This window comes from Mucilaginibacter sp. UR6-1 (assembly GCF_020880975.1).
Classification (GTDB): domain Bacteria; phylum Bacteroidota; class Bacteroidia; order Sphingobacteriales; family Sphingobacteriaceae; genus Mucilaginibacter.
Genome location: NZ_JAJIWP010000001.1, coordinates 817,733 through 839,302, shown reverse-complemented (window position 1 = coordinate 839,302; position 21,570 = coordinate 817,733). Strand labels below are relative to the sequence as shown.

Below are 21,570 nucleotides of genomic sequence, written 5' to 3'. Positions count from 1 at the left end.
ATCAGCTTTTTATCAGCCGTTGTATCTCATCCAGTTTCATTAATGCCTCAACCGGGGTTAGGGTATTAACGTCGAGATTGTTCAAAGTATCCCGTATCTTAACTAATACAGGATCATCAATAGAGAACATTTGCATCTGCACGGCCTGTTTCTGCACCTTGCGTATGCTTTCCTTTATATGCTCCCCTCCTGTCCGTTCGGCCTCCAGTTTCTTCAATATATCATTAGCACGGTTTAGCACCTTTTGAGGCATACCTGCCAGCTTGGCTACATGTATACCAAAACTGTGTTCGCTGCCACCGGGTACCAGCTTGCGCAGAAATATAATCTGTTGCCCAACCTCTTTTACTGATACATTAAAGTTTTTGATCCGGTTAAAGGAGTTACTCAACTCATTCAGTTCATGGTAATGCGTTGCAAACAAGGTTTTTGCCTTTGCTGATGGATGATTGTGCAGGTATTCGGCAATAGCCCAGGCTATCGAAATACCATCATAGGTTGAAGTACCACGACCGATCTCGTCCAGCAGTATAAGGCTGCGGTCGGATATATTATTTAGGATGCTGGCCGTTTCGTTCATCTCCACCATAAAGGTTGATTCGCCGGACGATAGATTGTCCGATGCGCCTACCCTGGTGAATATCTTATCCACCAAGCCTATCACCGCGTCCTTTGCCGGTACAAAGCACCCCATTTGTGCCATCAGTACTATAAGACCGGTTTGCCTCAACAATGCCGACTTACCCGCCATGTTGGGACCGGTAATGATGATCACCTGCTGCGTTTCCGAATCGAGGTAAACATCATTGGTAATATACGATTCGCCCAAAGGCAAGGTTTTTTCAATCACCGGGTGCCGGCCGCCCTTAATATCTATAAGCCTGCCATCATTGATTATAGGCTTGGCGTAATGGTTTTTGATGGAGATGTGCGCGAAGTTCAATAGCACATCTAACCTTGCTATTAACTGAGCATTAAGCTGAATGGGTTTAATATATTCGGTAAGCGAATAAAGCAGATCGTTATATAACTGCGTTTCAAGTACCAATATCTTTTCCTCAGCTCCTAATATTTGTTCTTCATACTCCTTTAATTCCGGCGTAATGTAACGCTCGGCATTTACCAGCGTTTGTTTGCGTATCCACTCGGTAGGTACCTTATCACGGTGTGAATGGGTTACCTCAAGATAATAACCGAACACGTTATTGAACGATACTTTAAGCGATGGTATGCCAGTTAACTCAGCTTCACGCTTTTGTATCTCCAGCAAATACCCTTTACCGCCAAAAGCTATCTTACGCAGGCGGTCAAGCTCCTCGTTGATGCCCTCATTAATTACCGACCCTTTTACCAGGGCTACCGGTGGTTCCGGGTAAAGCTCTTTCTCTATCTTCTCACATATATAAACACAGGGGTTTAGCTGTGCCCCAATGGTTTGCAATGGCTGGCTGCCCGATGCCTCACTTATTCTTTTTATTTCGCCAATGGCTTGCAGGGCTTTTTTAAGCTGGCATATCTCCCGCGGATTGGCCTTTTGTAAGCCTATTTTTGATATTAAACGTTCAAGATCGCCTATTTGCCGCAATTGTTGTTGCAGGTTTTCGCGCAGTTCCTCCTGCTCTATCAAATGTTCAACTACGTTCAGCCTGTCGGTAATTGGCTTCAGCTCCTTTAGCGGCATTACTATCCAGCGGCGCAGCAAACGTGCCCCCATAGGCGAGCAGGTATTATCCAGCACATCAACCAGCGTATGCGCGTTCTCGTTGGCTGAGCCTACTAATTCCAGGTTGCGGATGCTAAAGCGATCAAGCCAAAGGTAACGGTCTTCCTCAATACGACTAATGGCCGATATATGCTGTAGATTACGGTGCTCTGTTTCATTAAGGTAATGCAATGCCACACCCGCAGCAATAATGCCCAAATTCAGCTTATCAATACCAAACCCTTTAAGCGATTGCACACCAAAGTGTTTAAGCAATGTTTCGTAGGCATAATCACCGCTATAAGGCCACTCGTCGAGCGAATAGGTATAAAAGCGATCGCCATAAATATCCTTAAAATCGTGCTGTCGGCTTTTGGGGTAGATCACCTCGCTTGGCGAAAAGCTTTGCAACAGTTTATCAATGTACCCGCTGTTACCCTGCGCGGTCAAAAACTCCCCGGTTGATATATCGATCAGTGCTATGCCAATGGAATTTTTTTCAAAATAAAGTGAGGCTAAGTAGTTATTACTTTTTTGCTGAAGGATGTTATCGCTAATGGCAACACCTGGGGTAACCAGTTCGGTAACGCCACGTTTAACGATGGTTTTGGTAGTCTTGGGGTCTTCCAACTGGTCGCAAATGGCAACACGCTGGCCGGCACGCACCAGCTTTGGCAAATACGTTTCGAGCGAGTGGTGCGGAAAACCGGCCAGCTCAATATGTGTGGCCGCGCCGTTGGCACGCCTGGTAAGCACAATGCCCAGTATACCTGCCGCCTTTATAGCATCCTCACCAAATGTTTCGTAAAAATCACCCACACGAAACAGCAGCAGCGCGCCCGGGTACTTTGCCTTTATGGCGTTGTACTGCTGCATTAAAGGGGTTTCTTTTGTTGTTGCTTTTGCCAAATCTATTACCTCAGTTTTTAACCCGATAAAGTTAGCCTCTTGCCCCGACTTTACCGCGGTTGTTGAAAAAAGGTTTTTATTAACAAACTGCCTCCCCCAAATTAGCTATTGACACGTGCAATGGGTGTTTTCACCCATTTTATTCCCGTTTAAAGTATACGCACAATGGGTTTTTGAACTCGCGGCCAGCAATGTTTGTGGTTGTATTTTTACATCGTGGTAATACCTAATACCCGTCACATATAGCAGTTTTCTCACATCTACCTATAACTACTATGCTATGCCCGCGGTTTGTGCTTGAATCGCGGTGCATACATAGAGTTCCGCTCCCACTCACCTTGTTAATATAACACCATGTTTTGGTAAAATAGTAATGCCGTAACACAGTAATTTAAGGGCATCAATAAACCTTAAAATGAAGCGTATTTTTTACTTTTTTATCGCGATACTAATATTCATCTCAACCTCATTCACTGTTAACGATGGTTGGGTACCCCTGCTGGATAGCAAGCTTAGTAAATGGGATACATACCTGAGCTTTCGCCATAAAAATGGCTATAAAGGTGATATGCCCGTTGACAGTAAAGGCAGACCTGAAAAACCTGTAGGATATAACAACGACAAGACAGGTGTATTTACCATTGATAAAAACAGCCGGGAACCGGTACTTCATGTAAGCGGCGAAATATATGGTTGCCTGTATACCAAACAATCCTTTAAAAATTATCATCTTAAACTGATGGTAAAATGGGGCGATAAAAAGTGGGTTCCCCGTTTAAATGAACCCAAGGATTCGGGTATTATTTATCACTCTGACGGCCCTGCCGGGGCAGACTACTGGAGATCGTGGATGTTGGGCCAGGAACTACAGGTGATGGAAGGCGGCTGCGGCGATTACTGGTGCATTGCCTCATCAGCCGGATATATTACTACCAAAAAAACACCTGCTAAAAAAGATACCATGGTTTATGATCCGGCAGGTACGAAAACCTTTATGGGTGCGGGCAATAATTTTGTACAGCAAAGCCATAATTACGAAAAGCCCGGTAATGGCTGGAACACCCTCGAACTGATATGCTTTGGCGACAAAAGCCTGCACATATTGAATGGCCATGTTGTTATGGCGTTGAGCGGTTCATCATATAAAGACGGTAACGTATACAAACCACTCACCAGCGGAAAGCTGCAAATACAAAGCGAGGCAGCCGAGGTTTACTATAAAAACATCTATATAAAACCAATTAAAGCACTTCCCGCAGTATACGCAGCTTATTTTAAATAGTCAATCGCATTTATCATTTGATTAATAAAGATATTTTCATTTACTTTGTATTTGAAAGTACTTTTAAATTATGAAATTTTATAAATGGTATTTCTTACTATTTGTGCTGCTGTTTATAGTAGAATGCCTGATAGCTTTGTATGTTAATGATGCTATCATTCGCCCTTACGGCGGTGATTACCTGGTGGTAATGCTGGTGTACTGCTTTGTTATGGCATTTATCAATAAGCCTCCTGTTATGGTGGCATTGGCTTCATTAATGTTTGCTTACCTGGTTGAGCTTAGTCAATACCTGAACCTTGCTGTACGGCTTGGTCTTGGGCAATCAAAATTTGCTATGACGGTTATGGGCTCCTCCTTTAACTGGATAGATATGTTGGCCTATACACTTGGAGCCATTACCATTACTTTAATTGAACAACAGCGCTCAAAAAATAAACCTGTTTTACACGCATGAAAACCTTTGTAGCTAAAAATTCCATAGTTCGCCAGATATGGGGCAATGCTGATACGGTTCTATTTATCTTTGCGGGCGCCGCCGCTGAATTCGCGCTTAATAAAGCGGTAGACTGGCTGTATTATACCGGCAAGTTGCCTGCTGATCCGTTAGACCGGTTATTTTCAACCGTGGCTTACTCCCGCTCTATAATTTTCGCCGATGAGGACGCGGCGCTGCAAGCCATCAGCAAGATAACCGCTATACACCAGGGCGTTGAAAAAAGCCGTGGCGCGCAAATACCCGACTGGGCATACCGTGACGTGCTTTTTATGCTGATAGATTATTCTATACGGTCTTTTGAGGTACTGGAGCGTGAATTAACCCTGCGGGAAAAACAGGAGGTGTTCGATGTTTTCTATCGCATGGGGCAGCAAATGGGGCTAAAACAATTACCGGTAACCCATGCGGAGTGGTTGCTTGCAAGGCAGCAGCATTTGGCACAAAACCTTACAAAAAGCAATTTTACTGTTGATCTGTATAAACAATACAAAATGCACTTAGGTCTTTTGCGCTACCAGCTTGTACTTGGGGTTCAATATGTACTGGTACCGCCGGTTGTTAAGCAGTTATTGTTGTTAAACAACAGGGGATGGATAAAGCCTGTATTATTTATTTATAAAAAACTAAAGCACATTAATTTAGCCGATATAATAAAAAATATGTTGCTGCCTGTAAAATACAAGCAACAGATAACACAGTTGAACATACGTTAATGTCTGCAATTTGTCATACTCCGCAACCGGTAAACTAAAGTGCTGCACATATCGTAAATGAGTTAAACAATTTATTTTGATGAAGAAGTTAATAGTAAATACACTAATGGTGATCATGGTTATGATTACCGCAATAAATACCCAGGCCAAACCCAAACCAACTACCGAAAAGGCTACCTTTGGTATGGGCTGCTTTTGGTGTACCGAAGCCATATTTCAGCAACTGAAAGGTGTAAAGAAAGTTGAGTCGGGCTATTCAGGCGGTACAGTGCCCAATCCAAGTTATGAGGATGTGTGTACCGGCGAAACCGGCCATGCCGAAGTGATACAGGTAACTTATGACCCCGCCGTGATCAGCTACAAGGATCTGCTTGAAGTGTTTTGGAAAATGCATGATGCCACTACCCTTAATCGCCAGGGTGCCGATGTTGGTACGCAATACCGCTCGGTTATTTTTTACAGCAATGCGGATCAGAAAGCTTTGGCCGAGAAGTACAAAAAGGAGCTGAATGATCAAAATGCTTTCGGCAAACCGGTAGTTACTCAAATAGCACCACTTAAAAACTTTTACAAGGCCGAAGATTATCATCAGAACTATTATAAGCTTAATGGCTCAAAACCATATTGCCGCATAGTTATAAAGCCTAAAATGGACAAACTGGAAAAGATATTTAAAGCCAAGTTGAAGCAATAAGGAACATACTGCCCTTTTTTGCAACACATTTTGCTGTACATCATATTAAATTTACATATTGAAATTCATTTATATGTAATGATATGATAAACGTTAATGAATATTTTGAAGGCTCGGTCAAATCACTGGCCTATACATCAGCCGAGGGTAAATCAACTATCGGGGTTATTGAACCCGGCGAGTATGAATTCGGCACATCTCAGCATGAAACTATGAAGATTATTGAAGGCGAATTACATGCCTTGCTGCCTGGTGATGATGAAACATGGCAAATTTATACTAATGGTAATTCATTTGAGATAGCGGCCGGAAAAAGTTTTAGGGTAAAAGCCGATAAGCAGGTGTCGTATCTTTGTAAGTACCGATAAAAAAACGCCGTTTCTAAACAGAAACGGCGTTTTTTTATTGACTTAACGGATTAAATAATAAGCTTTGCTACTCCTCCGTCGACACGTAATGCACTACCATTGGTAGCCGATGATAGCGGACTTGCAACATAAGCCACCAGGTTAGCTATCTCATCAACATCAGCAAAGCGCTGTATCAATGAAGATGGGCGTGCTGTTTTAAAGAAATCCCGTTCGGCATCCTCAAAAGTAACACCCTGGCCTTTGGCTAACTGCCCTACAAACTCGCTAACACCTTCAGATTTTGTTGGCCCCGGCAATACAGCGTTAACGGTAACATTAGTACCTTTTGTAAGTTCGGCCAAACCACGGCTTATGGTAAGCTGCGCTGTTTTGGTAGTACTGTAATGTATCATCTCCTCGGCCACATTAATGCCCGATTCGCTTGAAATAAATATAATACGCCCCCAGTCTTTTTTTAGCATCTTAGGGAAATAATGCCTTGAAAGCCTTACACCGCTAAGTACATTCACTTCAAAAAACTTAAACCACTCATCATCGGTGATTTCTGCAAAGGGCTTAGGTTCAAAGATACCCGCGTTGTTAATCAATATATCAACATCTTCAATAGCGGCAAGCAAAGCGTCAACATCGGCAGTTTTTGAAAAATCAGCCGCAATGCCTCTTACCTCTGCCCCGTTAACAGCTTGTTTTAGTTTGGCAACAGCATTATCAATACGTTGCTGGTTACGGCCGTTTATAATTACCGTTGCGCCTTCAATTAATAAGCGTTTAGCTATAGCATACCCTATGCCTTGTGTTGAACCGCTTACCAAAGCGGTTTTTCCGGTTAATTGCAAATCCATGGTGTAAATGTTTAAGTGCCCTTTATCAGGCAAGGCAAATTAAACCAAGTACGGCCAAAACACTGTTAGCTTAATGTAAAACATGTTTGCTGTGCTATGGCAAATTAATCACAATCTACTTTTTCATACACTACAGTATAACCCGCTTTGGTATCCGTTTGCTGGCGGCCATCCTTAGCGTTCACTTTATAAGGTTTTTGCGTTAGCTTATCACCCGGAAAATTAAACTCAACAGCCATGGTGTCTTTTGTACCTTCTTGGTTAAAGGTCCATATGGCTTTAATGGTATTGCCATCCTGTGTGCCTTCTAATGTACCTTTACGGGCATCCTTTTCTTTAGGTAACCATTGCATATCACCGGTAACTTTATCGCCTGCTATCATCAGATGAATTTTTGTGCTATCCTGGTTCTGAGTACCCTCAGTACGTAAAAAACATACGTGGCCCGGCGCAGCGGCGGTTTGTGCTGATGTATCGCTTGCAGCACTATCGGCGGCAATGCTGTCGGCTGTCTTGGTATTCGGGTTTGAGTTACAGGCGGCAAATATAGCCGCTATACCTAAAATGTTTAATGTTTTAATATTCATGCTAATGGTGCTTATAATATTCTACTCATACAGCCAAAATTTAAAATTGTTCACATATCAGCAACAATTAAACTTTTGACACAAGAAATATTTTGGCACAATTATAGCTTTGGTTAATACAAATAATTTAAAAGAAATAATATTATGAAAAGAGTAAGTTTAATAGCATTAGCAGTAAGCGCCACATGTGCGTTTGGCTATGCAAAAGTTACGACAGATCAGAACAACAATATCAACCGTACACCTGTAGCATTTTACCAGATAAATGGAGCGCAGCAGGATACAGTTCCGGCAAAAAAGAAAGGGTCTGACAAACAGGTTCAGCCTAATTCTACCACACCAGGAACCACGCCTGTAAACCCGGCTAATCCAAGTTCAACAAGCCCATCAACTAATCCTGTGAACCCGGCTAACCCGACGGCGCCAACAACTACGCCAAATACAATACCATCAACAAGCCCTACACCGGTGCCAAACAATCCGACGAGCCCTACTACGCCACCGTCAACAAGTCCAACGGCACCAACTACCAGTCCGACCACAAGTCCGACTACGCCTCCAACAACAAGCCCGACATCGCCAACCACATCGCCAACAGGTACAGGTGGCATGTCGCCAACAACCAGTCCAACAGGTGTAGGTACGTCACCTCAAAAATAATAGTCACACACTAATGTTATAAAAATAAAAAAGCGATACTTGCTAAAAACAGGTATCGCTTTTTGGTAAGATCGAACATAACAACCATACAGTCAAATAAGTTTTAGAGTAGTGAAAAAATGTGAAAAACCTCATTTTGTGCATAAAAAACATGACAAAAATGTGTTCAACTATTCTTTTGTTTGATACAAAGGTTTATGTTTGCTTTTAACAAATAACGTCAGTATAGACATTTACTTAGTAAAACAATTTAAAATCTAGTTATGGCAACAAAAAGCGAAGGCGCAATCACAGCCTATTCAGTAAAAACCAAAACCAAAAACGTTCCTATCATTGATCCGGTAATCGACGTAAAAGCTGGTCGTTATATTGCGACAGGTAAAGATAAAGACGGCAACAAACTTGCTGCTATACTTGGTAAGGCTAAGGCTGAAGAGCACATTAAGAATGGTGCAGCCAAAAAAGGTACAGGCTGGGAATAAAAATTTATTTCAGTAATACACCTAAAAAATGCCCGTAACATACGGGCATTTTTATTATATGCTCTTTTTATGCTTTAGAACGATTTAGCTAATATTGAAAATAAAAGACACATGAAAATGTGCCTTTATTATTAGGTTTGCGATTGGATTACGCTGTAAATATGCCTATTAGATATAATATTTACAATAGGTTAATACAATAAATTATTAACATCAGCGTTTTAAGGCGCTATTAACCAATTACTCAAAGGGTTAGAATGTTAATAAAGGTTAATTAAAATTTCTCTTCAATCCCTAAACCAAAAAGTGCAAAATCATACTTTACCGGATCGGCAGGGTCAAGTGCTTTAAGGTTTTTTGTTAATTCAACAGTAGTTTGCCAATCGGTTTGTTTTCTGCTAATAAGCAACAGCTTGCGCGCAACACGATCAACATGCAGATCGCAGGGGCATACCAGGTCGGCGGGTTTAACGCGGTTCCATATACCAAAATCAACACCACAATCATCTTTGCGTACCATCCAGCGTAAAAACATGTTCAGCCGTTTACAGGTTGATTTTTGAGAAGGTGATGAAACATGCTTTTTAGTACGATGTGGATAGTCGGGCAGTGAAAAAAAGTATGATCTGAAATAATTCAAGGCCCTTTCGGCATCCCAACCGGTTGAATTGGCCGGAACAAAAGCATCCTCTAATGAATCAAATCGCTCGTAATGCTGTCTGAAAAAAGCGATAAAGTACAGCGTATCTACATCATTAAACGTACGATGCTTAAAGCTAAGCAACTTTTTAAGATCGGGCTCTTCATGGTTGATAATAAAGTCATACGGTGCGCCATCCATCAGGCTAATCAGTTCCTTACACTTTTTGATGATGGTTACCCGCTGGCCCCAGGCCAGGGTTGCCGCCCAAAAACCCATGATCTCAATATCCTGATTTTTACTGAACATATGCGGTATGCTCACCGGGTCGGCTGTAATAAATTCAGGACGATTGTATTGAGCTACCTTAGCATCGAGGAATATTTTTAGCCCCCCTTCGCCCTGAAGGGGCAGTTCTTGAAATTTACTTTTGATCATAAATTTTTAAGTTCCCGTTTAGGAGTTAGGAGTTCAACGCCTGCTTCAAATCTTCAAGCAGATCATCAATATCCTCCACCCCTACGCTCAGGCGCAGCAGGCTATCAACCACACCAACCTTTTCACGTACTTCTTTTGGTATGGAGCCATGCGTCATGGTAGCCGGGTGATTAATTAATGATTCAACCCCACCTAATGATTCGGCAAGAGAAAACACTTTAAATGATGAGGCTATTTTAAAGGTATCTTCTAACGTAGCATCTTTAATGGTGATAGAGATCATGCCACCAAAATCGCGCATCTGCTTTTTAGCAACCTCATGCCCGGGCGCATCCTCAAAACCCGGCCAGTATATTTTACCCACTTTAGGGTGATCCTTTAAAAACTCAGCTACTTTACGGCCGTTTTCGCAATGCGCTTTCATACGCAGATGTAAGGTTTTTATACCGCGCAATACCAAAAAGCTATCCATTGGGCCGGGTGTGGCACCACAGGCGTTGTATATAAACCAAAGCTTTTTGTACAATTCGTCATCATTCAGCATGAGCGCGCCCATCACCACATCCGAGTGGCCGCCTATGTATTTGGTTACCGAATGCATTACAATATCAGCCCCCAGGTCAATCGGGTTTTGCAGGTATGGCGAAGCAAAGGTGTTATCAACCACCAGCTTCACTTTTTTCTCTTTAGCTATTTTTCCAACCGCTTCAATATCTACAATCTGCATAGTGGGGTTGGTTGGTGTTTCAACCCATATCAGCTTGGTATTATCATTGATATAATTGCGGATGTTTTCAGGGTCAGCAAAACTGATAAAATGAAACTTAATACCATAGTTGGCAAATATCTTGGTAAAGATGCGATATGAACCACCGTATAAATCATCACCTGTAATCACCTCATCACCAGGTTGCAACAACTTCATTACCGCATCTGTCGCGCCCATACCGCTTGAAAAGGCAAGGCCATATTTTGCATTTTCCAAAGCTGCTAAACAATCTTCCAGCGCCTTGCGTGTGGGGTTTGTTCCACGTGAGTATTCAAAACCTTTATTATCACCCGGAGATGCCTGCCAGTAGGTTGACGTTTGGTATATAGGCGTCATGATAGCGCCGGTTGTTGGGTCGGGCTCCTGCCCTGCGTGTATTGCTTTGGTTGCGAATTTCATATGTATATTATCTGTATATAGCTTACGTATCATCTGCAATTATATTTTATAGTAAATGCTGATACGAGTTTTTAAAAGTAATAAAACTGAATTAGTACTTAAACAAAAAATGCCGGTTGTTAGCCGGCATTTATACATATAAATATTTAATTACTGTCCTTGTGCTAATGAGTAACCTGGTTTGCCGTCAAAAACGCTTAGCATTTCGGTTGAGCAAACTTTAATGCTGTCAGATAGTTCAGCCGCTATGGCGAATACATCGCGCGGCGTTAAGGTTGTACCATCAGTTTTTTCGTAACGAATGCGTGATTGGTTAACCAGCTCAGTAAATATCGAACCGGTTGGCCAAACCTGTGTACCACGGTTTGATATCATCACCAGTTTAAACTTATCATTCAGTTTTGTTTTTGCTATCTCGGCTATTTCAGCGGGCTGTAAGGCGGTTTCAACAAATATATCTACACCTTGTATCTCTTTGGTAATGTTTGGTGCTGTATCAGTTATCTTGTTTTGTGCAGGCCTTGTAACCGGTTTGCGGGTTTCAAAGTTTGGTTGCGCAACTACGCTGCCATTTGCAGGTACCTGGCCTAAATTAGCTATAATAGCATCAGCAAAACCTTGAGTATTTACTGATTGGGTTGAGCGATCACCAAAATCGCCGGTATGTACACCTTGCTCAAGCGTGTAAAGCAATGAATTTTCAATAGTGGCGGCATGTTCAGTTAAACCCAGGAAACGCAGCATTGATATGCCTGAAAGCAATAACGCAGTTGGGTTAGCAATACCACGACCGGCAATATCAGGCGCGGTACCGTGTACAGCCTCAAAAATGGAGATATTATCACCAATATTGGCTGACGGGGCAAAACCTAAACCACCTACCAAACCGGCACAAAGGTCAGACACGATATCGCCCTGCAGGTTGGTAAGTACAATTGATTCAAATATTTCCGGACGAGATACCAATTTCATACAAAGGTCATCAACAATAATGTCCGACACTTCTATCTCGGGATATTCCTTCGCTATCTGATAAAAAGTTTCAAGGAAGATACCATCAGTAAGCTTCATGATGTTGGCTTTGTGGCCGCATGCCAGTTTTTTAAGGCCTTTACGTTTAGCCATTTCAAAGGCGTAACGAATAACCTGTGCCGAACCCGGGCGTGTTATAATACGACGGCCTACGGCAACATCATTGGTAAGCATGTGCTCAATGCCGCCGTAAGTATCCTCAATATTTTCGCGGATGATAGTGATATTTATATTCATCCCTGCTTTTGAGAACACAGTATCAACACCGTTAAGCGTACGGAAATCGCGTTGGTTAGCGTAAGTGTTCCAAACCTTACGGGCGGTAACATTTATACTTTTAACACCCTTGCCTTTTGGGGTTTCCATCGGGCCTTTAAATAATATACCCAAATTTTCAATTGTAGCTTTCGCCTGCTCGGTCATGCCGGTTGAGTGTCCTGCATCAAAATACGATTTGCCCATTTCAACAAACTCATATTCTAAATTTACGTTTGCCGCGCTAAAAATTTTTAATACGGCGTCCATTATTTCCGGACCTATACCATCGCCATTGGCTACTGCTATTTTTGTATTCATCGAGTACTATTTAAATGTTCAAACAACTTATTTCAAAAACGCTGCAAATATAGCGCTTTTAGAGCTTTGTTTTAACCCTGAACAGTCAAATTAGTATAAGGTTTGGGCTGTTTATGTTAAGATTGTATCATACTTTGCATCCAATAGTTAATATTCGCTAAATAATTATTTGGCAAAAAACTTATAGGCGCAGTTATATTTTGAACGTTAATAAGGGCTTTTACACCTTAACTAAAATGCGTTTATTTGCAGATAACAATGAAAGCATTTTACGGCGATTTAAAATTAGGAATACTGGGCGGCGGCCAGCTTGGGCGCATGCTGATACAACAGGCTATAAATTACAATGTTACAGTCAAGGTGCTCGACCCTGACCGGGAAGCTCCATGCCGCAAACTGTGTGAAGAATTTACAGTAGGCTCGCTTAGTGATTACGCTACTGTTTACAATTTTGGTAAAAAGGTTGACCTGCTCACCATCGAAATTGAAAAGGTGAATGTTGACGCTTTGGAACAACTGGAGCGCGAAGGTGTGCTGGTTTATCCACAGTCACGCGTGATCAGGCTGATACAGGATAAAGGCCTGCAAAAGCAGTTTTTTAAGGAGAATGATATACCAACCGCTGAATTTCAGATCATTTCATCACCTGAGCAATTAAAGAATAGCATTATACCATTCCCATACATTCAAAAACTGCGTAAGGATGGTTATGATGGTAAAGGTGTGTATAAAGTGGTTAGTGAAGATGACCTTACAGGTGCCTTTACCGAGCCAAGCTTGGTTGAGCGCTGGGTTGACTTTGAAAAAGAGATAGCTGTAATAGTTGCCCGGAATGAAAGCGGTGAGATCAAAACCTTCCCGATGGTGGAGATGGAGTTTAACCCGCAAGCTAACCTTGTTGAATTTTTGATAGCCCCCTCTACTCTGCCATTTGAGGTACAGCAGGAAGCAGAGCAGATAGCTAAAAAGATTGCAGATGATTTAAAGATAGTTGGTTTATTAGCCGTTGAGATGTTTTTGGATAAGAGCGGAAAGATACTGGTTAATGAACTGGCTCCGCGCCCGCACAACAGCGGTCATCAAACTATTGAAGGTAATACAGTATCTCAATTTGAGCAGCACCTGCGTGCTATATTCAACCAACCACTTGGCGATACAGCCTGCCTTAATAACGCGATAATGATAAACGTACTGGGCGAACCCGGCCATGAAGGCCCGGCGGTTTACCAGGGTATAGAAAAGGTATTGAAATGCGCTGGAGTAAACATCCACCTGTATGGAAAAGCCTTAACCAAACCATTCCGTAAAATGGGCCACGTAACCATTGTTGATGCAGACAGAGAACAGGCTATTGAAAAAGCAAGATATGTGCAGAAGACTTTGAAGGTAATTTCATAATTGTATGAAGTTTATCAGAACCATCATTGCAACGTTATTATTATTATCATTAACCGTTGCAACGGCGTTTAGCCAAAACACCTTCAAACAAAATTTTGATGATATTGCCACTATAGACTTCCCTAAACAACCAGTTGTTAGTAACCTGCCAAACGGAATGGGCTTAATGTATAAGGCGGATGTTGCGCCAAATGCATTTGTGGTATTATCATTTAAAATGAAAGATCTTATAGTTAAAGATTCAATTAGTTTACATGATTTATATACCGGTATTGTTGCCGGAGCAGCCAATCCTAAAAACAAGAAGGAACTTCTTTACAATAAAGAGATTGTAATTCAGGGATTGCATGGCATAGAATTCTGTTACAAAGATTCTGCAGTTGAGCAAAATATACGCTATATATATCAAAGGGCGATTTATTTTAATAATACAATACTAATTGTGAGTGGGTCGTTACCTTTTGCTGATAAAGATAAATACAAAGCTCAATTAGATACTTTTGTAAAATCTTTTACAGTAAAGCAAGGAACAATAACACAATTTAACTAACTATGAACCCAAATATCCCCCAAATCGGAATAATAATGGGCAGCAAATCAGATCTTGGCGTAATGCAGGATGCTGTCGATGTGCTTAAAGAATTAGGCGTAGCGTACGAGATCACCGTTGTATCAGCTCACCGCACGCCCGACCGTATGTTCAAATACGCTAAAGAAGCTGCCGGTCGTGGTATAAAGGTAATTATAGCCGGTGCCGGCGGTGCCGCGCATTTGCCGGGTATGGTAGCCTCATTAACGCATTTGCCAGTAATTGGTGTCCCGGTAAAATCAAGCAATTCTATTGATGGCTGGGATTCTATCCTGTCAATCCTGCAAATGCCAAACGGTATACCGGTTGCTACCGTAGCACTCAACGCTGCAAAAAACGCGGGTATATTAGCCGCGCAAATTATCAGCATTGCAAACGAAACGGTTACCAATAACCTGATAGCCTACAAGCAGGAATTAGCCAAAAAAGTAGAAGAATCAGCAAGGGAGATGGAGGGTTTATAGTCCGAAAGACCGTAAAGTCAGTAAGTCCGAAAGTTTTTTGGTATAAAATATAGCTTTCGGACTTACGGTCTTCCCTACTTCCGGACTCTTCATCTCAATTCAACGACGGATTTTCCGGAAAATTTGCAATGTGCGCGTACCTGCTGCCAAGGCTGATCACAACTTCGCGCCATAGGTTATGCTCGCTGTTGGCGAAAATCAGATCGGCATTAAAGCGGTTAGCTACTATCCAGGTATCTTCTATAAGTTCAGCATCCAATTGTCCTTGTGTCCAGCCTGAATATCCGGCAAAGAATTTTATCTCGCTTTCATTTAACTGATAGGTGTTTATCAGTTGTTTAACCTCTTCAAAGTCGCCTCCCCAAAATATATTGTCCCATATTTCAATGCCGCCTGGTATTTTGTGCGGGCAACGGTGAACAAAATGCAAGGTGTTTTTAGCTACCGGGCCGCCCTCATAAACCGGCAGATCAGAATACGATAATTCGGGCAGTATGTCACCAAGCAACATATCTGATTGATGGTTGAGCACAAACCCTACAGCCCCATCCTCTGAATATTCTGTAAGCAATATAACCGATCTTTTAAAGTTCGGATCCATCATAAAGGGTTCGGATATTAATAATCGCCCTGCCGCTGCTGATATTGAATTAAGCATAAGGTTTACATTTACTTAACTATTTAACAATAATTGCAAATTTATGTTCGTACACTAAATTACATTATAACAATATGTACGGTATAATTAATTTGTAAGTTTGCATTGATGGATAACCAAAGGATACAAAATTTACGTCAGGACTACAGTGCTGCCACTTTAAACGAAGACAGTACAAGTGACGACCCCATAAAACAGTTTGACAAGTGGTTTAATGAGGCACTCGCTGCTGAAATGCATGAACCCAACGCCATGACACTGGCTACCGCAACCCAAGATGGCCGACCATCGGCACGTATAGTATTACTAAAGGGTTACAGTAATGATGGTTTTAAATTTTACACCAACTATTTAAGCCGTAAAGGCCGTGAGATGGCTAAAAATCCATTAGGCTCATTAGTGTTTTTTTGGGGACCATTAGAGCGGCAGATACGCATTGAGGGAACCATTGAAAAGCTGAATAAAAACGAATCAGACGAGTATTTTCACTCTCGACCCAAACTAAGCCAGATTGGGGCCGTTGCATCACCGCAAAGCCAGGAAATAGCCAGCCGTGAAGTGCTTGAAAGCAAAATGCAGCAGTTAGAGGCAGAGTATGAAAATAAAGATGTTCCTAAGCCATCGCATTGGGGCGGATATGTTTTAAAGCCTACGCTGATTGAGTTTTGGCAGGGCCGTCGCAGCCGTTTACATGATCGTATAGTTTATAAAAAAACAGATAAAAAAAGCTGGAAGAAAGTACGTTTGGCACCATGACCTTTGATGATATAAAAGAATTACTGGTAGCCAAATTTGGCGCTGATGCTATTATTGGCGAAGAACGTGCCGGCATGCAGCCTGCCTTGCTGATCGCACCTGACAGCATAGTTGATGTTTGCCGCGAGCTGCGCGATAACCCCAAAACGTACTTCGATTTCATGTCAAGCCTTAGTGGTGTTGACTATGGTGTGGATGCATGCCGTTTTGGTGTGGTATATCATTTGGCATCAATACCTTATCGCCTGCAGCTAACGCTTAAAATAAGTGTTGAACATGACAGGAACATCCAGAAACTGCCTACTTTTAAAAGTGTATCTACAGTTTACCGTACGGCCGACTGGCATGAGCGGGAAGCTTATGATCTGCTGGGCATTTACTTTGAAGGCCATCCTGATCTGAGAAGAATATTGTTGCCGGATGACTGGGAAGGTTATCCCCTAAGAAAAGATTATAAAAACGCTGAATATTATAAGGGGATAAAGATAGATTGATGATTTCGAAATTCGAATGTTCAATTTCGAATTTAACGTAGATACAAAAAAGATAAATACCATTAAGTGGATAAGTTAGAATTACAGAAGCGCACTAAGAAATTTGCTGTCGACATCATAAAGTTTTGTAGCGAACTACCAAATATACGTGCTGTAAATGTACTTGTTAATCAATTATTGCGTAGCTCATCATCAGTTGGTGCCAATTATCGTTCAGCATGTAAGGGTAAATCAACTGCCGATTTTATCAATAAGATAACTATCGTTGAGGAAGAAGCCGATGAATCTATTTATTGGTTAGAGTTAATCGAGGAATGTGGTTTGGTGCATAATGAAACAGTTTATTTACTAAAACAAGAGGCAAAAGAGTTAACCGCTATCTTTACAGCCATAGGTAAAACAGCTAAACAAAATCAGCGTAATAAACAATAAATAAATTCGAAATTGAACATTCGAAATTCGAAATACGAAGAAGCTTTACAGCGTTACCATGAAAAGATAGCCAATGCCGCTACCGAAGATATGGTGCTCAATATGGGGCCGCAGCATCCGTCAACACACGGTGTTTTGCGGTTGGAGCTTATAACCGATGGCGAGATTGTTAAAGATGTAATTCCGCATTTGGGTTACCTGCACCGTTGCTTTGAAAAACACGCGGAAAGTCTTACCTATCAGCAAACTATTCCGTTTACTGACCGTATGGACTACCTGGCATCTATGAATAACAGCCATGTGTGGGTAATGGGTGTTGAGCGAATGCTGGGTATTGATAAAGAAATACCCAAACGTGTAGAGTACATACGTGTATTGGTTTGCGAATTGAACCGTATAGCTTCGCACCTGATAGCCATTGGCACTTATGGCATTGATATAGGTGCCTTTACCCCTTTCCTGTGGTGTTTTCGTGATCGTGAACATATTATGGGCATGTTGGAGTGGGCATCCGGTTCGCGCATGCTGTACAATTATATCTGGATAGGCGGTTTGTTTTATGATCTGCCTGTTGGTTTTGAAGAACGCTGCCGCGAATTTATAACGTATTTTAAGCCAAAAATGGCTGAGCTTAACCAGTTGCTTACTGAAAACCAGGTGTTTATTGAACGAACAGCCAATGTAGGTGTACTGCCAATGGATGTAGCTATAAACTACGGCTGCTCGGGCCCCATGCTGCGTGGCTCGGGTTTAAAGTGGGATCTGCGCCGTATTGATAATTACTCTGCATACCCTGAAATTGATTTTGATATACCGGTTGGTAAGGGTGAAATGGGTACACTTGGCGATTGCTGGGATCGTTATAAAGTACGTGTTGATGAAATAGCCGAATCTGTGAAAATTGTTGAGCAATGCCTTGATCGCTTACAAAAGGAATTGAAACGTACCGCTGATTTTGACCCGCGTGCAAAGCTACCCCGTAAAATCACGCCTAAAGCCCAGGATTATTACATTCGCGGAGAAGGTGCCAAAGGCGAGCTGGGCTTTTATTTTATTGCAGATGGAAAATCAGAGATACCCTTCCGTGCTAAATCGCGCGGACCAAGTTTTAATAACCTTTCAGTATTACCCGAGATTGCCAAAGGTGTAATGATAGCCGACCTGATAGCCATTATTGGTTCTATCGATTTTGTATTGGGCGAGGTTGACCGTTAAGGCATAAAAAAGCCCTGTACAGCTAACGCTGCGCAGGGCCATTATAACACACTAAAAATTATTAAATATAGCGGTTGATCAGATTTTCCAGGTATTCCTGTTTTCCGCTGATCACTTGTGGCTCGCCATTTTCGGCAGCGTAGTTTCTCAGTTCTTCTAACGATAATTTACCTTCTTCATATTCCTTACCTTTGCCGCTGTCAAATGAAGCATAGCGCTCTTCACGTATCTTTTTGTAGTCTGATTTTTGCAGAATATTGTCAGCCGTGATCAATGCACGTGCAAACAGATCCATACCGCCAACGTGCGCGTAGAACAGATCAGCCGGATCAGTTGAATTACGCCGTATTTTGGCATCAAAGTTAATACCGCCACCCTGAAAGCCGCCGCCTTCAAGAATGATCAGCATGGCCTCGGTCAATTCATTAATATCATTCGGAAATTGATCGGTATCCCAACCGTTCTGGTAATCGCCGCGGTTAGCGTCTATCGATCCTAACAAGCCTGAATCAACAGCTACCTGCAACTCATGCTGAAAGGTATGCCCGGCCAGCGTAGCGTGGTTAACCTCAAGGTTTAGTTTGAAATCATTTAAAAGATCGTACTTCTGTAAAAAGCCTAATACCGTAGCAGCATCGTAATCATATTGGTGCTTGGTTGGCTCACAAGGTTTCGGTTCGATAAAGAACGTGCCTTTAAAGCCCTGTTTACGGGCATAATCTTTTGCGGTATGCAAAAAGCGCGCAAAATGCTCCTGCTCGCGTTTCATATCAGTATTAAGCAAGGTCATATAACCTTCGCGTCCACCCCAAAATACATAGTTCTCACCGCCTAAAGCAATGATAGCATCTAAAGCTGCCTTTACTTGAGCGGCACCATGTGCCAATACATGGAAATCGGGATTGGTTGAAGCGCCGTTCATATAACGTTTATGGCTAAACAGGTTTGCTGTACCCCACAGGAGTTTCACACCGCTTTCGGCTTGCTTTTGCTTGGCATAATCAACCAGGGCTTGCAGGCGGCGGTCGTTCTCGTTAATATCGTTGGTATAATCAACCACGTCAACATCATGAAAACAGTAGTAAGGCAAATTCATTTTTGTGATGAACTCAAAAGCGGCATCCATTTTATCTTTAGCGCGTTCAACAGCGTCAGCTTTTTCATCCCATGGAAAAACGTGTGTAGCACCACCAAACGGATCGCCGCCATTACCTACAAATGAATGCCAGTAAGCGCAAGCGAAACGTAGGTGGTCTTTCATGCTTTTACCTGCAACAATACGGTCAGCATCATACCAACGGAATGCTAAAGGATTATCTGATTCAAGTCCTTCAAATTTTATCTGGTCAATACCTTTAAAAAACTCTTTGTTTCCTGTTACTATGCCCATAGATTTATTGTATTTTAATATTAAATAATTGTTTAATTGACCGAAGCAAGTTGTTTGTCTAACAACGCTTTCCATTCCTTATATAATTGCTCCATTTTATTACCGGCTTGTGGTTCCACACGTTTTATAACCTGCATATTGGTAAATGCCTCGGCTGCTGTTGTAAATATACCCGCGCCTATTCCGGCACCTAAAGCGGCACCGGCGCTGCCATCGTTACTGTACAATTCAACAGCCACACCGGTTACGTTTACAAATATTTGTGTGAACAGATCGCTCAAAAACAAATTGCTTTTACCGGCCCGTATCACCGTTGGATTCATGCCGTTCTCATGCATTATGTCTAACCCGTAACGGAAAGAGCAGGCTATGCCCTCCTGTACCGCACGGAAAATATGACCACGGGTATGGAGGTTCAAGTCGATATTTTCAAAGTGTGCCCCTATCAATTTATTGGTAAGCATACGCTCAGCGCCATTACCAAAAGGCAATATCCTCAAGCCATCACTACCTTCAGCTATTTGTTCTGCTTCGGCATTCATTTGCGGGTAGCTCAAAGTTTGGCCAAACATTTTTTTGGCCCAGCTATACATACTCCCCGTTCCGTTGATGCAAAGCAATATCCCTAAGCGCTTTAAATTATCGCTGTAATTAACATGCGCAAAGGCATTTACGCGCGAGAGCTGATCGTACTCCAGGCTATCTGTAACGCCATATATTACCCCCGATGTGCCGGCCGTTGCGGCCACTTCGCCGGGGTTAAGTACATTGAGCGAAAGCGCGTTATTGGGCTGATCGCCTGATTTATAAGCTACCGGGATGCCAGCCGGGATATTTAATTCCTCAGCCATCTGTGCAATAACGTTTCCGTGTGATGAAAATACCGGATGTACCGGCGGAAACAGGCTATCATCAAAGCCAAAATATTCTTTTACCTCTTTTGATAAGCAGTCGTTCTTAAAATCCCAGAATATGCCTTCGGATAAGGCGGATATGGATGTGGTAACTTCACCCGTCAGCTTCATGGCAATAAAATCTCCGGGAAGCATGATCTTGTCTATCCTGCTGTAAACATCCGGTTCGTTTTGTTTAACCCAGGCTAATTTTGATGCCGTGAAGTTACCCGGCGAATTAAGCATATTACCCAGGCAAACATCGTTCCCGATACCTTCAAAGGCATCATCTCCTATTTTTACCGCACGGCTATCACACCATATTATACTATCGCGCAATACATTTTGCTGTTTATCTACTAAAACCAAACCATGCATTTGATAGGCAATGCCAATGGCTGCTATTTGCTGCGGATTGTACTTACCGGTGGCATGGCATTTAGCTAAAGCCAGTTTAACATGATTCCACCACATAGCCGGTTCCTGCTCGGCCCAGCCTGGTTTTAATGATTTTATGGGCGACTCCTCATCCGGATACTGCGCAGCAGTAACTACCGCCTGCGTGTCGGCATTTACAATACAAACTTTAATAGATGATGTGCCTATATCAATACCTAATAGCAACATGGTAGACCGGTTTATTACTTGGTTTTGGTTATTCGGATTATTTAGCAACGAATTTAAAT

Annotated in this window: 23 protein-coding genes; 14 read left to right on the top strand and 9 right to left on the bottom strand. The window is 42.2% G+C overall.

Annotated features, from left to right (window positions below):
- Nucleotide 1 precedes the first annotated feature (1 nt).
- Nucleotides 2-2,611, bottom strand: coding sequence for a DNA mismatch repair protein MutS (mutS, locus tag LJ707_RS03630; RefSeq protein ID WP_370632370.1), 2,610 nt, complete (start codon nucleotides 2,609-2,611; stop codon nucleotides 2-4).
- A gap of 415 nt (nucleotides 2,612-3,026) precedes the next feature.
- On the opposite strand from mutS, the gene LJ707_RS03625 reads away from it, so the two are divergent.
- The 5 genes from LJ707_RS03625 (at nucleotide 3,027) to LJ707_RS03605 (ending at nucleotide 6,167) form a co-directional block, all read left to right on the top strand.
- Entirely contained in the window at nucleotides 3,027-3,893 is an 867-nt protein-coding gene (locus LJ707_RS03625; RefSeq protein ID WP_228949368.1) for a DUF1080 domain-containing protein, read from the top strand.
- Between the two features lie 70 nt (nucleotides 3,894-3,963).
- Entirely contained in the window at nucleotides 3,964-4,350 is a 387-nt protein-coding gene (locus LJ707_RS03620; RefSeq protein WP_228949367.1) for a DUF2809 domain-containing protein, read from the top strand.
- On the top strand, nucleotides 4,347-5,105 hold the full coding sequence (locus LJ707_RS03615; RefSeq protein ID WP_228949366.1) for an oxygenase MpaB family protein: 759 nt from the start codon (nucleotides 4,347-4,349) through the stop codon (nucleotides 5,103-5,105). The genes LJ707_RS03620 and LJ707_RS03615 overlap by 4 nt, the downstream gene beginning before the upstream one ends.
- Nucleotides 5,106-5,184: 79 nt before the next feature.
- Nucleotides 5,185-5,799, top strand: a complete 615-nt coding sequence (gene msrA / locus LJ707_RS03610; protein WP_370632369.1) for a peptide-methionine (S)-S-oxide reductase MsrA — start codon at nucleotides 5,185-5,187, stop codon at nucleotides 5,797-5,799.
- A gap of 83 nt (nucleotides 5,800-5,882) precedes the next feature.
- Nucleotides 5,883-6,167, top strand: a complete 285-nt coding sequence (locus tag LJ707_RS03605) for a pyrimidine/purine nucleoside phosphorylase (RefSeq protein ID WP_228949365.1) — start codon at nucleotides 5,883-5,885, stop codon at nucleotides 6,165-6,167.
- A 50-nt stretch (nucleotides 6,168-6,217) separates the two neighbouring features.
- Here the strand turns inward: LJ707_RS03605 and LJ707_RS03600 are convergent, their stop codons facing one another.
- Nucleotides 6,218-7,012, bottom strand: coding sequence for an SDR family NAD(P)-dependent oxidoreductase (locus LJ707_RS03600; protein WP_228949364.1), 795 nt, complete (start codon nucleotides 7,010-7,012; stop codon nucleotides 6,218-6,220).
- A gap of 104 nt (nucleotides 7,013-7,116) precedes the next feature.
- Nucleotides 7,117-7,599, bottom strand: coding sequence for a hypothetical protein (locus LJ707_RS03595; protein WP_228949363.1), 483 nt, complete (start codon nucleotides 7,597-7,599; stop codon nucleotides 7,117-7,119).
- Nucleotides 7,600-7,743: 144 nt separating this feature from the next.
- On the opposite strand from LJ707_RS03595, the gene LJ707_RS03590 reads away from it, so the two are divergent.
- Together LJ707_RS03590 and LJ707_RS03585 are read left to right on the top strand one after the other, a co-directional pair.
- Nucleotides 7,744-8,259, top strand: a complete 516-nt coding sequence (locus LJ707_RS03590) for a hypothetical protein (RefSeq protein ID WP_228949362.1) — start codon at nucleotides 7,744-7,746, stop codon at nucleotides 8,257-8,259.
- 263 nt (nucleotides 8,260-8,522) lie between these two features.
- A complete protein-coding gene (locus LJ707_RS03585; RefSeq protein WP_194100608.1) occupies nucleotides 8,523-8,741 on the top strand; it encodes a hypothetical protein in 219 nt (72 codons plus the stop codon).
- 274 nt (nucleotides 8,742-9,015) lie between these two features.
- Here the strand turns inward: LJ707_RS03585 and LJ707_RS03580 are convergent, their stop codons facing one another.
- From LJ707_RS03580 to LJ707_RS03570, 3 genes are all read right to left on the bottom strand, one after another.
- Nucleotides 9,016-9,819 (bottom strand): TIGR02757 family protein, encoded by an 804-nt coding sequence (locus LJ707_RS03580; protein WP_228949361.1) that lies wholly within the window; start codon nucleotides 9,817-9,819, stop codon nucleotides 9,016-9,018.
- A gap of 25 nt (nucleotides 9,820-9,844) precedes the next feature.
- Nucleotides 9,845-10,987 (bottom strand): cystathionine gamma-synthase, encoded by a 1,143-nt coding sequence (locus tag LJ707_RS03575; protein WP_228949760.1) that lies wholly within the window; start codon nucleotides 10,985-10,987, stop codon nucleotides 9,845-9,847.
- A 150-nt stretch (nucleotides 10,988-11,137) separates the two neighbouring features.
- Complete coding sequence (locus tag LJ707_RS03570; protein WP_228949360.1) at nucleotides 11,138-12,595, bottom strand: NADP-dependent isocitrate dehydrogenase; 1,458 nt, start codon at nucleotides 12,593-12,595, stop codon at nucleotides 11,138-11,140.
- A gap of 258 nt (nucleotides 12,596-12,853) precedes the next feature.
- Between LJ707_RS03570 and LJ707_RS03565 the strand changes: the two genes are divergently transcribed.
- The 3 genes from LJ707_RS03565 to purE are packed head-to-tail and all read left to right on the top strand — an operon-like array spanning nucleotide 12,854 to nucleotide 15,046.
- Nucleotides 12,854-13,993: a 5-(carboxyamino)imidazole ribonucleotide synthase gene (locus LJ707_RS03565; protein WP_228949359.1), complete on the top strand. Its 1,140-nt coding sequence runs from the start codon at nucleotides 12,854-12,856 to the stop codon at nucleotides 13,991-13,993.
- Nucleotides 13,994-13,997: 4 nt separating this feature from the next.
- Nucleotides 13,998-14,543, top strand: a complete 546-nt coding sequence (locus LJ707_RS03560; RefSeq protein WP_228949358.1) for a hypothetical protein — start codon at nucleotides 13,998-14,000, stop codon at nucleotides 14,541-14,543.
- Nucleotides 14,544-14,545: 2 nt separating this feature from the next.
- Complete coding sequence (purE, locus tag LJ707_RS03555) at nucleotides 14,546-15,046, top strand: 5-(carboxyamino)imidazole ribonucleotide mutase (RefSeq protein ID WP_255678718.1); 501 nt, start codon at nucleotides 14,546-14,548, stop codon at nucleotides 15,044-15,046.
- 94 nt (nucleotides 15,047-15,140) lie between these two features.
- Here purE and LJ707_RS03550 read toward each other — a convergent pair whose 3' ends face one another.
- Nucleotides 15,141-15,704 carry a YqgE/AlgH family protein gene (locus tag LJ707_RS03550; protein WP_228949356.1) on the bottom strand — a complete coding sequence of 188 codons (564 nt, stop codon included), beginning with the start codon at nucleotides 15,702-15,704 and terminating at the stop codon, nucleotides 15,141-15,143.
- A gap of 108 nt (nucleotides 15,705-15,812) precedes the next feature.
- Between LJ707_RS03550 and pdxH the strand changes: the two genes are divergently transcribed.
- The 4 genes from pdxH (at nucleotide 15,813) to LJ707_RS03530 (ending at nucleotide 18,601) form a co-directional block, all read left to right on the top strand.
- Entirely contained in the window at nucleotides 15,813-16,460 is a 648-nt protein-coding gene (gene pdxH, locus LJ707_RS03545; protein WP_228949355.1) for a pyridoxamine 5'-phosphate oxidase, read from the top strand.
- Complete coding sequence (locus tag LJ707_RS03540) at nucleotides 16,457-16,954, top strand: NADH-quinone oxidoreductase subunit C (RefSeq protein WP_228949354.1); 498 nt, start codon at nucleotides 16,457-16,459, stop codon at nucleotides 16,952-16,954. Before pdxH ends, LJ707_RS03540 begins: the two co-directional genes overlap by 4 nt.
- A 66-nt stretch (nucleotides 16,955-17,020) precedes the next feature.
- Nucleotides 17,021-17,386, top strand: coding sequence for a four helix bundle protein (locus LJ707_RS03535; RefSeq protein WP_228949353.1), 366 nt, complete (start codon nucleotides 17,021-17,023; stop codon nucleotides 17,384-17,386).
- Between the two features lie 90 nt (nucleotides 17,387-17,476).
- On the top strand, nucleotides 17,477-18,601 hold the full coding sequence (locus LJ707_RS03530; protein ID WP_228949759.1) for an NADH-quinone oxidoreductase subunit D: 1,125 nt from the start codon (nucleotides 17,477-17,479) through the stop codon (nucleotides 18,599-18,601).
- Nucleotides 18,602-18,662: 61 nt separating this feature from the next.
- Here LJ707_RS03530 and xylA read toward each other — a convergent pair whose 3' ends face one another.
- Together xylA and LJ707_RS03520 are read right to left on the bottom strand one after the other, a co-directional pair.
- The gene (gene xylA, locus LJ707_RS03525; protein ID WP_228949352.1) at nucleotides 18,663-19,991 is read right to left on the bottom strand and encodes a xylose isomerase; all 1,329 of its coding nucleotides are present in this window, start codon (nucleotides 19,989-19,991) and stop codon (nucleotides 18,663-18,665) included.
- A gap of 32 nt (nucleotides 19,992-20,023) precedes the next feature.
- On the bottom strand, nucleotides 20,024-21,511 hold the full coding sequence (locus LJ707_RS03520) for a xylulokinase (protein ID WP_228949351.1): 1,488 nt from the start codon (nucleotides 21,509-21,511) through the stop codon (nucleotides 20,024-20,026).
- Nucleotides 21,512-21,570 lie beyond the last annotated feature (59 nt).